We start from the raw sequence: 10,874 nt of genomic DNA on the forward strand, positions 1-10,874 counted from the left end.
TCAGCGGCCGCGCGCATGCCAGGCCGCAAGCCGCGCCTCGCTCCAGCAGAAGCCCGCCGCCGCCGCCAGCCAGGCGCCGATCAGCCCCGACCAGCCGCGCCAGCCCTGCGGCCCCGGCGCATCGCCGAGGACAACCGCGCCGACCGTCACCCCGCCGACCAGGAAACCGGCCTTGGCCAGCCCCATCAGCAGGATGCGCCGTCCGGACCGCATGCCCTAGTGCAACCCCGCGCCCATCGCCCCGCCCGGCCGCGCCCGGACAAGCCCGAGCAGCGCCAGACCCAGCGTCTCGGCCAGGGCGACCGCCTCGAAGGCCACCTGCGGCCCCATCAGCGCCAGCGCGAAGACCAGCGCGTCCTCGCGTTCCCCGCCCACCGCCGCCGCGACCATCTGGGCGAATGCGTTCTCGTCTCCGCCCACCTCGGGGTGATCCAGCGGATGGCGCGCCAGCGGGCGCCGCCCTGCCGTCAGCGCCAGTTCCATCAGCGCATCCAGCGCCTCCTCATGGGCCGGCGCCCCGCCGCCCAGGACCTGCGCGAAATTGCGCCGCATGCGCGACCGGGCCTCGGGACCGGCGCCCCAGCCGCGCAGGCAGCGGATCGCGGCGCGCTCGACCGGCGGCAATTCGGACATGCAGGCGACGGGCGCGGCGCCGCGGCTGCGGGACAGCGCGCTCATTTGGTCAGGATCAGCTTGCCCGCGCGGGTGATGCGCAGGGTATAGCGGGCCCCGTCCAGCACGATCATCGCGGTCGTGCCGCCCTCGGTCAGGATGCGGGCCTCGTGCACCGGAGAAGCGGCCACATGCTGCGCCGCGCTCATCGCTCCACCTCCCGCGCCCGCGCCGCCATCCGGTCCAGAAACGGCTCCAGACCCGTCTGGCCCGGCTCCGACCCGGCTGCCTCGCCCGACAGGATCGCCTGCCAGAGATCGCGCAGCTCCGCCGTTTCGCGGCCCGCGCCCATATCCTCGCGCGCTGTCATCCCCGGTGTCATCCTCGTGCTCCCGATCCGCCCGCCCCATGCAGCGCGAGCCGGGCGCCCTCCCCCGCCCCGACCGACCCGCGCCGCCGCGATCACAGGGCATCGGCCATCTCCGCGCTCGTCTCGGCGTCCAGGATCGCCGCCAGCCCCTCGCGATAGGTGGGAAAGGCCAGCGCAAAGCCCGGCAGCGCCTTGAGCCGGTCGTTGCGCAGCCGCCGGTTCTCGGCCCAGAAAGCGGCCGCGCCGGGCGGCAGGCTGGCCGGGTCGAACGCCACACGCGGCGGCGGCGGCAGCCCCAGAAGCTGCGCGGCATGGTCCAGAACCTCGGTCGGCGCAGACGGCAGATCGTCGGACAGATTGGTCAGCCGCTCGCCCTGCGGATGGGTCATCGCCGCCAGGATCGCGCCCGCGACATCCTCGGCGTGGATACGGTTGAACACCTGGCCCGGCTTGACCAGCGCCTGCGCCCGGCCCGAGCGCATCTGCGCCAGCGCGTTGCGCGTGCCGGGGCCGTAGATGCCCGCGATCCGCAGGATGTCGAGCGCCGCCCCGTGGCGTCCCGCAAGCGCACGCCAGCCGATCTCGGCCCCGATCCGCGCCCGCGCATCGGCGGTCGCAGGGGCGGGGGCCCGGGTCTCGTCGATCCAGGCACCGCCGCAATCGCCATAGACCCCGGTCGAGGACAGATAGCCGATCCAGCCCGGCCCGGACAAATCCACACCCGCGCCGATCAGCGCAGCCAGCACAGGACAGGCGGCCTCGGGCGGGGCCGTGGTATCGGGCGGGATCGACACCAGGAGGTCGGTCACCCCGTCGAGCCAGTCGCGCAGCGTGTCGGCGGCCGGGGGATGGCCCGTGTCGAACAGATGCACGCCGACCCCCTGCCCGGCCAGATCGGCGGCGCGCACGGGATCGCGCGTCGTGGCCGAAACCCGCGCCCCGGCCGCGCGCACCCGCAGCGCGGCACGCGCCGCGGTGTAGCCCGCGCCGAAAACGAACAGATGTCGCCCGACCAGCGCCCCGCCGCTCATGCCGCAACCGCCTGCGCCAGACGGTCGCGCAGCGCCTCGAAGGCGGCGACCTGGGCGGGGATCAGCGCGCGGGTCGCATCGCGGCCGAGATAGATCTTGAACATGCAGCCGCCGCGCGTGTCGATGAACTGGACCGAGCGCGCCTCCATCCCGAACAAGCCGCGCGAGACGAAGGCCACACCGGCACAGGCCCCTGCGCGGATATGCCCCCCGATGGGGCGTCCATGCAGGTTGAAATAGCCCTGCGCCACGCTGCCCGCGGGCAGGTCGCCCTTGGCCTCGAGGATCACGTCGCCGGTATTGATGACCAGCGTGATCTCGCCCCAGCGGGTGATCTCGGCCATCACCTCCTCGAAATGCTGGCCGGGAACCTGCACCGCCTCATCGGCGGGCAGGCAGGCCAGAACCTCGGCAAAGCTGACACCGGTGCGCGCGGCGACATCCTCGAGCGCAGAGCCGGGATGGGCGGCAAGATCGGCACGGATCGCGGTGGCGGTTTCGGCGGTCGGGGTCATTGCGAGGTCTCCTTGGTGGTGAAATCAACGGCCCGGGCATCGGTCCAGGCCATCAGCCGCGCGGTCATGGCGACCTGCCAGAACCGCCCGGCCAGCGTCAGGGCATGGCCACCCTCGCGCGCATTCATCAGGCCCGCCTGCTGCCATTGCTCCAGAAGCGGCGCGGCGATCCGGTCGAAGCCCGCGGCGATGCCACAGGCGGCCAGCGCGGCATCGACGGGCGCGATCTCCAGCCGCCCGCGTTCCATCCCGCCCTTGATCGCGTTATGCACCGGGGCCAGCGGCGCGGGGCGCATCAGACCGGCCACCAGCGCCGCGCCGCCCTGCCCTCCGGCGGCCCGGTAGGCATCCAGATCCGGCGTCAGCCGGTAGCCATGGCCATGCAGGTTGCCCCCTGCCCCGGCCCCGAAGGCCAGGCAATGGGCACCCGCCTTGACCTCGTGATTGTAGACGCTGCGCTCGCGCGTGCCGCGCCGCCAATGCGTGGTCGAGATCGTCTCCCACCCGGCGCGGTCCATCTCCTCGGTACCGTCGGCGTAGAAATGGCCCAGTTCCCCGGGCGCGGCAGGGGTCAGCTTGCCCTTGTCCTGCGCGATCAGAAGCGGCGTGCCGGGGATCGCCTTGAGCGAATAGAGGTCGAGCCCGTCAAGCCCCAGCGTCGCCGCCTGCTGCACATCGGCGCGGAACGTGGCGCGGTCCTGCCCGGGCAGGCCATAGATCAGGTCGATCACCACCGCACCGCGGTCAAGCGCCATGAGCCCGTCAAGAAAGCGGATCGTCTCGGCCCGGGTCGATTTGCGCCCCAGCCGCCGCCGCACCCTTTCGTCGAAGCTTTGCACCCCCAGCGAGATCCGGTTGACCCCCGCATCGAAGGCCGCCCGCGCCTTTTCCAGGCCAAAGCTGACGATCCGCCCCTCCAGCGTGATCTCGCAATCGGGCGCCAGCGGCAGGTGGCGGCGCAGCCCCTCGACCAGCCGCACCAGATCGGGGATGGCCAGCGCGGTGGGCGTGCCGCCGCCCAGATAGACCGCGCGCAGCGGGTGGCCCTGCTGGATCGCCGTTTCCGCCCCCTGGGCAAGCTGGGCCAGCACGGCATCGACATAGGGCGCGCCTGACTCGCGCCGCCATGGGTTCTGGTAGAAGCCGCAGAACAGGCAGTGATTTTCGCAGAACGGGATATGGACATAGGCGACCGAGACGCTCTTGCGCGGGGTCGCGGTCAGCCTGTCCCACAGCGCCGGAAGCTCGGCCGGGGGAACGGGCACCGCGCCGCCACGGGCATGCGCCCCCATCCGGCCGGAAAAGGCATCGGCCAGCGGATCGGCAGAGATCCGGGCAAAATGCGGTTCCGGGCTGGCGGGGCGGTCCCCGAGCGGGGCTCTTGCGACGTTCATCCTGGGCATCCTGAGAATGGCGCAGGGGACCGGGCGAAGAGCTGGGGCCTGACGAGGACGGGCGGCAAGGGCGCGCCCTATTTCCGATTCTTTCTATCAGGATTGAAGCCGACTGAAAAGCCCTGTCGCGCGCCGTCACGCTCCGGCGGGATCGGCCCCGGATGGCAGGGTGCAGACGGCGTCGGCGGCGTCGCGGTCGGGGGGCGGGTCCTGAGCCTCCTGCGGGATCGCGACGCGGACCTTGTCCATCCCCAGATCGGCCAGTTGCCATTGCACGCCGCCGCCCCACAGCAGATGCCCCAGCCCGATGATGCCCACCACCAGCGGCCCACCGGGGCGCGTGGCGGCGGCGTGGATGCGGGTGGCAAAGGCGCGGTCCCAGACCTCTTGCGCGCGCACGAAACGGTCAAAGGCGGGATCGTCCGGCGAGGTCGCCGTTCGCCCCGGCCGCGCGCCGCCGGTCAGATCATAGATGAAGCGGCGATAGGCGGGTGGCGAGGGTCGGGCGGGCGTCAGCCCCTCGCGCGCGTCTTCGGGCACCGCATCCCAGCCCCCCGCGCCCACCGCGCGCACCAGGTCGCGGCGGCAGTTCAGCCCGACCATGGCCACGCCCATCTCGCGGCAGAACCGGAACAGGGGCAGGTAAAGCTCTGCCGGAAAGCCCCAGACATTGCTCCAGTCGGCGCGGGTCAGGAAATCCTCCTCGGACAGCCCGCCCGCGACCCAGTCCGCCAGCACCGGATCGAGCCGGGCGGGGAACATCTCGAACCCCATCACGATCGGCCGATGCGCCGCCAGCCCCGCCGCGACGTGCAATTGCCAGCGGTGATCCGCCGCACGGTCATGCCGTTCGCCCAGCAGCACCGCATCGGCCCCCGCCAGCCAGGCCAGCGCCCCGGCATGACCAAGGCGGGCGCCGCTGGCGGGCAAGAGCCAGGGCGGCGCCCCGCTCATCTCCGCGCCGCCGCGCGTCAGGCCAGTTCCGCCGCGCGCGCCTCGCGGATGCGCTCGGCCTCCCTGCCGTGCAATTCCTCGTAATGGTCGAAGCGCGATTCGAACCAGGCGGTGCCATGGGTCAGCCCGCCCAGCGCCTGGAACAGCTCGTCCCTGGCCGCCGCCGGGATCAGCGCCTGGAACACGTCCCAGCCGCGCGCATCGCCATGCGCCTCGAAACCCAGCACCTGCCCCTTGAGACTGCCCGCCAGCGCCACCAGCGAGCCGGAATGGATCGAGGGCACATGGATGTCCACCCGCACGATCGGTTGCAGCACGACCGGCCCGGCCTCGGCCAGCGCCTCGCGCACACCGGCCTTGGCCGCGGTGCGGAAGGCGTGGTCGGAACTGTCGACCGCGTGATGCTTGCCATCGGTCAGCGTAACCGCGACATCGACCACCGGAAAGCCCAGCGGCCCCTGGTCCATCGCCTCGCGCGCGCCGGCCTCGACCGCGGGGATATAGTTTTTCGGCACCGTGCCGCCCTTGATCGTTTCGGCAAAGGCAAAACCCGCACCGCGGCCCTGGGGCCGGATCGTCAGGTGCACATCGGCGAACTGGCCCGCGCCGCCGGTCTGCTTGCGGTGGCGGTAATGGGTTTCGACCGTCTTGGTGATCGTCTCGCGATAGATGCCCGAAACGGGGTGCTCGACCGCCTCGATCCCGAAATCCTCGGCCAGCTTCGCCAGCGTGCGGCGCAGGTGGATCGGCCCCTGAAGATGCAGCACCAGATGCCCGGTCTCGCTGTCCTGGGCCAGTTCCATCCCCGGATCGGACCCGGCCAGCCGCGCCAGCGCCGCAGACAGCCGGGCATCGTCACGCTCGTTCGCGGGCATCAGGATGCGGGCATAGGCGGGCGGGCGGCCGCGGGTCCAGCGGGGCAGTTCCTCGGCCTGCTGCGCGGTATAGGCGTAGCCCGGATCCAGATGGTCGGACTTGACCGCGATGGCCAGCGTGCCGGGCTCCAGCGGTTCGGGCACGGGCTTGCCGTCGATGCCGCCGAGGCTGCCCAGATTGTCGCCGCCCAGCGGGCTGCCATGCTGCACCGGACCGCCCAGCGCGCGGATCAGCGTGGACTTGCCGACATGCTTGCGCGTGTCGGACGCCACCCCGATGGCCAGCGGCGCAGCGATCCCCAGCCGCGGCCCGATCGCCGTCATGTCCGGGGCCTCGTGGCGCAGCGCCTTCATCAGCCGGGTCAGCCCGTTGCCATGCCCCGCCGCCCCCAGATAGGCGGCGATGATGCGATTGTCGCGATGCGCCTCTGCGAGGGTCTTGTAGATCTCCCCTGTGGGCGGTTCGCGGTCCTCGATCAGCTGCTCCATCAGGTGATCGTCGAAATCGGCCAGATGTTCCAGCAATTCGGCCCGCGCCTCCTGCTCGCGGTCATGCAGGTCGTCCGGGATCTCGATCAGCTTCGAGGGCTGGCCCTCCTGGTACTGGAACGCGCGTTCCGAGATCAGGTCCACCGCCCCCACCACATGGCCCGCGGCATCGCGGATCGGGGCCTGGCGCAGGACGATATGATGCGCGGCATAGGCCTGCAACGCGCCCACGATGTCACGGATGCGCGCCTCGTCCTGGTCCATCTTGTTGATGAACACGAAGCAGGGCACGTCGGATTGCTCGATCAGCCGCAGATAGGGCGCGGCCAGCACCGCCGCCTCGGGCTCGGGCGCGACGCAGAGGATCGCCGCATCCGAGGCCGCCAGCGCCTCGCCCGCATGGCCGAGATAATCGGGCCCGCCCGCGATGTCGAAGCCTGCCCATGGCTCGCCCAGATAGGTGAACTGGCTGACCGTCAGGGCATCGGTGAAGGCGGCCGTGACGGGCTGGCCATCAAGCTCGCCCAGGGCCTTCAGAAGGGTGGACTTGCCCGACTGAGAGGGGCCGAGGATGGTGAAACAGCGCATGGGGTGACGTCCTCCGATGGGTCGCATGGCACGAGATTATCGTTGCGTGCCGCGCGCCCGGTCCGACATGCCGCGCCCGGACCGGAGGCAGGGCCGCAGCCCCGCCCCGGCCGTCGGGTACGGCCGCCGGAGGCGTCTGGCCGCTGTCCCGTTTCGTCCCGATGTTCCCTGCTGATGTCCCGTCCGGTCAAGGCAATTCTCGGGGCATGGGGACGCAGCCTGCGGCCGGGGAGCGCCGGGCGCGGCGCGGGTTTACCAGACGTTAAGTGGAGCGGCGCAGAATGGCGCGATTGCCGCCCCGGAGAAGCGATGGACCCCCAAACCCGCAGGATCGTTGTCGAAAGCTCCGGCCCGCTCTTCGCCGCGAAGGGCCGGTTCGCCGATGCGTTCTATTCCCGACTTTTCGAGATCGCGCCCGAGGCGCAGGCGCTTTTCCGGCGCGACCTGAACGCGCAGAAGCGGATGCTGATGGCGGCGCTTGCCATGGTGGTGGGCGTTCTGGGCGACCGCGACCGCCTGGCCGCGACGGCCGCCCATCTCGGTCAGGTCCATGCCCGACGTTCTGTCAGCCGCGACCACATGGTGCTTGGCCAGCGCGCCTTCGACCTGGCTCTTCAGGATTTCTTCGGCGCGGCCTGCACCGACGAATTGCGCGCAGCGTGGCAATCCGCCTATGCGGAGCTGCTGGACCTGATGGCGTTCCCGCCGTCCGGGGACAGCGTGGCCTGAGCCTCTGCCCGCCGCCGCTCAGACCGCCATGCAGATATATTTCATCTCCAGATAGTCCTCGATGCCGTGGCGGCTGCCCTCGCGGCCCAGCCCGGACTGCTTGACGCCGCCGAAAGGCGCGACCTCGGTCGAGATGATGCCGGTATTCACGCCCACGATCCCGTATTCCAGCGCCTCGGCCACCCTGTGGACCCGGCTCAGGTCGCGCGCGTAGAAATAGGAGGCAAGCCCGAAGATCGTGTCATTGGCCAGCGCGATCACCTCCTCCACCGTCTCGAAGCGGAACAGCGGCGCGACCGGGCCGAATGTCTCTTCCTGGGCAAAACGCATCTGTTGCGTGGCGCCTGCGATCACGGTGGGTTCGTAGAACATGCCCCCGCGCGCATGGCGCCGCCCGCCCGACAGCACCCGCGCCCCCTGGGCCGTGGCATCCGCCACATGCGCCTCGACCTTTTCCAGCGCATCCTGCGAGATCAGCGGGCCCAGATCGGTGCCCGCCTCCAGCCCGTCGCCCACCCGCAGCCGGGCCACGGCATCCGCCAGCTTTTCGGCAAAGGCATCATAGACCCCCGCCTGCACATAAAGCCGGTTCGCGCAGACACAGGTCTGGCCGTTGTTGCGGAACTTGCAGGCGATGGCGCCCTGAACGGCGGCGTCCAGATCGGCATCGTCGAACACGATGAAGGGCGCATTGCCGCCCAGTTCCATCGAGCATTTCTTGACCTGATCGGCCGCCTGGCGCAGCAGGATCCGCCCCACCTCGGTCGAGCCGGTGAAACTCAGCTTGCGCACGGTCGGGTTCTCGCAGAACTCGTGGCCGATCTCGGCGGCGCGGGTCGAGGTGACGACCGACAGAAGCCCGGCAGGCACCCCCGCCCGTTCCGCCAGCACCGCCATCGCCAGCGCCGACAGCGGCGTGTCCTCGGCGGGCTTGATGACCATCGCGCAACCCGCCGCCAACGCCGGGGCGGCCTTGCGGGTGATCATGGCGTTGGGAAAGTTCCAGGGCGTGATCGCCGCCGCCACGCCGACCGGCTGGCGGATCACGCTCAGCCGCTTGTCCGGCTGGTGGCCGGGGATCGTCTCGCCATAGATGCGCTTGGCCTCCTCGGCGAACCATTCGATGAACCCGGCACCATAGGCGATCTCGCCGCGCGCCTCGGCCAGCGGCTTGCCCATCTCGGCGGTCAGGATCACCGCCAGATCCTCCTGCGCCGCCATCATCAGCTCGAACCAGCGGCGCAGCACCTGCGCCCGCTCCTTGGCGGTCTTCGCGGCCCAGCCCTTCTGCGCCAGCCGCGCCGCCTCGATCGCGCGGGCGGTTTCGGCGCGGCCAAGGTCGGGCACGGTGGCCAGCACCGCCCCGGTCGCGGGGTTCCTGACCTCGAAGCTGGCACCGTCATCGGCCCCGACCCATTCGCCGCCGACAAAGGCGCGGCTGGCCAGCAGGTCGCAGTCCCCGAGAAGGTTCTTGAGATCGCTTGCGGGCATCGGTCATCCTCCCTTGCAGTTCGGCCGCAGGCAAACACGGGGGGCGCGGGATGTCCAGCCACGAGGACGGGATCGACTGGGACGACGCCTATGCCAATGCCGCCCATATCCCCGGCGCCATGGACTATCCCCCGCGCTGGGCCGCCGCCGCCGCGGCCTTCCGGGCCGGTGCGCGCGGCGCGACCGACCTGCCCTATGGCCACCATCCCCGCCAGCGCTTCGACATCTTCCTGCCAGCGGGGCGGCCCGCCGGGCTGATGGTCTTCGTGCATGGCGGCTACTGGATGCGGTTCGACAAATCCTCATGGTCGCATCTGGCCGCCGGGCCGGTCGCACGCGGGCTGGCCGTCGCGCTGCCCTCCTACCGGCTGGCGCCCGAGGCCGGGATCCCCGCGATCACCGCCGATATCGCCGCCGCCTTGCCGATGATGGCGCGGCTGGCGCCCGGCCCCATCGTGCTGGCGGGCCATTCGGCGGGCGGGCATCTGGTGGCGCGGATGCTCTGCCCCGACATCGCCCTGCCCAAGCCGGTCGCCGACCGCCTCGCCCGCGTCATCGCGATCTCGCCGCTGGCCGACCTGCGCCCGCTGCTGCGCACGCAGATGAACCGGACGCTGGGCCTGGACGCCGCCACGGCACGCGCCGAAAGCCCCGTCCTGCACAGCCCCCGCCCCGACCTGCCCGTCACCGCCTGGGTCGGCGCCGCCGAACGCCCCGCCTTCCTCGACCAGGCCCGCTGGCTGGCCGAGGCCTGGCCCGGCACCGCCCTGCACATCGCCCAAGACCGCCACCATTTCGACGTGATCGAGGGACTGGAAACCGCCGACAGCGCCCTGACCGACGCGGTGGCGGGAGGGCTGGGGATGGGGTGAGGGATGCGGGGGATTTGGGTGGGTGGGGTGCGGGACAAAGCCATCATACCGGTCAATCGAACCAATGACTGCTTTCCGAACCTGATTTCTCACCTAAAAGCGCACCTTTGGAAGCCAACCCAGGCAATTTAGGCAGATTGTGGCGCACCGAAATAACTCGACGAAGCATCACTGGTGGCCAGTTGGCCTCCAACAGTACTGGGCCGACAGGAATCAAGACCTTTCCTGGATTGAACCAGACGGCACCATCCAGAAAAAGAGGCCCGCAAATAGGAAAGTTGCCTACATAAGACATGGTCACACGATACTCAAAGGCAGCGTCTGGGAAAGCAATTTCGAGAGTGAATTTGATGTTGACAACGAAGTTCATCGCGTTGTCGCCGGCATCCGCAACCTGAAACCCTTGGGGCGAACTCCTTTAGAGTTTTTTACCCTACTCAAATTGCTCCGAAAAAAGAACCGCACACTTCGAGATATGTGCAAGTTTTATCACATAGATGAGAAAATTCACCGTAATTTACTTCTGCTTCTGCACTCGCTTTTGATCAGAAGCCCCGCCGCCAGATCACGATACGAAGGTTATCCGGGAATGATCGGACTGCCTCCCAATGAAGATGTTGGGAAAGGCAACATGATGCAAAACTACCTTATTGCAAAGAAACTCTGTCAGAACGGGCCAATCTCAAATCAGTATTTCGTGCTTCTACATTCACCGCTGAAAAAGTTCATCTTCGGCGATGGGAACCTTGACTGGTTGACCATAGGCTTGACCGCAAATCGCATCGACGGACGCGCCCTGATACCGCTTACGCCCAATATTTGCGTATACTTTTGTACTCCTATGGCGATGCGAACAACGCCTAGGCTCAGGACTCGTTCTTGATCATAGCCAGAACAAGACGGTTGCGGCGAGCATGATCGCAGAGAAGAACGTTTCCGGGCACCGATCGTATC

General features: G+C 69.4%; 13 protein-coding genes. 2 read left to right on the forward strand and 11 right to left on the reverse strand.

What is annotated here, in order from left to right; genetic code table 11:
- The 9 genes from EV216_RS17720 to EV216_RS17755 form a co-directional block, all read right to left on the reverse strand.
- On the reverse strand, window positions 1-213 hold the full coding sequence (locus EV216_RS17720) for a hypothetical protein (RefSeq protein WP_132697169.1): 213 nt from the start codon (window positions 211-213) through the stop codon (window positions 1-3).
- Between the two features lie 3 nt (window positions 214-216).
- On the reverse strand, window positions 217-678 hold the full coding sequence (locus EV216_RS17725; RefSeq protein ID WP_132697171.1) for a hypothetical protein: 462 nt from the start codon (window positions 676-678) through the stop codon (window positions 217-219).
- The gene (gene hemP / locus EV216_RS17730) at window positions 675-821 is read right to left on the reverse strand and encodes a hemin uptake protein HemP (RefSeq protein ID WP_132697173.1); all 147 of its coding nucleotides are present in this window, start codon (window positions 819-821) and stop codon (window positions 675-677) included. The genes EV216_RS17725 and hemP overlap by 4 nt, the downstream gene beginning before the upstream one ends.
- Window positions 818-982 carry a hypothetical protein gene (locus tag EV216_RS18415; RefSeq protein ID WP_165899325.1) on the reverse strand — a complete coding sequence of 55 codons (165 nt, stop codon included), beginning with the start codon at window positions 980-982 and terminating at the stop codon, window positions 818-820. The genes hemP and EV216_RS18415 overlap by 4 nt, the downstream gene beginning before the upstream one ends.
- A gap of 92 nt (window positions 983-1,074) precedes the next feature.
- Window positions 1,075-2,013, reverse strand: coding sequence for an NAD-dependent epimerase/dehydratase family protein (locus tag EV216_RS17735; RefSeq protein WP_207894027.1), 939 nt, complete (start codon window positions 2,011-2,013; stop codon window positions 1,075-1,077).
- A complete protein-coding gene (hutX, locus tag EV216_RS17740; RefSeq protein WP_132697175.1) occupies window positions 2,010-2,528 on the reverse strand; it encodes a heme utilization cystosolic carrier protein HutX in 519 nt (172 codons plus the stop codon). Before hutX ends, EV216_RS17735 begins: the two co-directional genes overlap by 4 nt.
- Complete coding sequence (gene hutW / locus EV216_RS17745) at window positions 2,525-3,922, reverse strand: heme anaerobic degradation radical SAM methyltransferase ChuW/HutW (RefSeq protein ID WP_132697176.1); 1,398 nt, start codon at window positions 3,920-3,922, stop codon at window positions 2,525-2,527. The genes hutX and hutW overlap by 4 nt, the downstream gene beginning before the upstream one ends.
- Window positions 3,923-4,057: 135 nt before the next feature.
- On the reverse strand, window positions 4,058-4,876 hold the full coding sequence (locus EV216_RS17750) for a ChaN family lipoprotein (RefSeq protein ID WP_132697178.1): 819 nt from the start codon (window positions 4,874-4,876) through the stop codon (window positions 4,058-4,060).
- A gap of 17 nt (window positions 4,877-4,893) precedes the next feature.
- Window positions 4,894-6,828 (reverse strand): elongation factor G, encoded by a 1,935-nt coding sequence (locus tag EV216_RS17755; RefSeq protein ID WP_132697180.1) that lies wholly within the window; start codon window positions 6,826-6,828, stop codon window positions 4,894-4,896.
- Window positions 6,829-7,137: 309 nt separating this feature from the next.
- Between EV216_RS17755 and EV216_RS17760 the strand changes: the two genes are divergently transcribed.
- Window positions 7,138-7,557, forward strand: coding sequence for a globin domain-containing protein (locus EV216_RS17760; protein ID WP_165899326.1), 420 nt, complete (start codon window positions 7,138-7,140; stop codon window positions 7,555-7,557).
- Window positions 7,558-7,575: 18 nt separating this feature from the next.
- On the opposite strand, the gene EV216_RS17765 is transcribed toward EV216_RS17760, so the two are convergent.
- Entirely contained in the window at window positions 7,576-9,048 is a 1,473-nt protein-coding gene (locus EV216_RS17765) for an NAD-dependent succinate-semialdehyde dehydrogenase (protein ID WP_132697184.1), read from the reverse strand.
- A gap of 50 nt (window positions 9,049-9,098) precedes the next feature.
- Between EV216_RS17765 and EV216_RS17770 the strand changes: the two genes are divergently transcribed.
- The gene (locus EV216_RS17770; RefSeq protein WP_165899327.1) at window positions 9,099-9,920 is read left to right on the forward strand and encodes an alpha/beta hydrolase; all 822 of its coding nucleotides are present in this window, start codon (window positions 9,099-9,101) and stop codon (window positions 9,918-9,920) included.
- A 52-nt stretch (window positions 9,921-9,972) separates the two neighbouring features.
- On the opposite strand, the gene EV216_RS17775 is transcribed toward EV216_RS17770, so the two are convergent.
- The gene (locus EV216_RS17775) at window positions 9,973-10,290 is read right to left on the reverse strand and encodes a hypothetical protein (protein WP_132697186.1); all 318 of its coding nucleotides are present in this window, start codon (window positions 10,288-10,290) and stop codon (window positions 9,973-9,975) included.
- Window positions 10,291-10,874 lie beyond the last annotated feature (584 nt).

This window comes from Rhodovulum steppense, assembly GCF_004339675.1.
GTDB classification, from domain to species: domain Bacteria; phylum Pseudomonadota; class Alphaproteobacteria; order Rhodobacterales; family Rhodobacteraceae; genus Rhodovulum; species Rhodovulum steppense.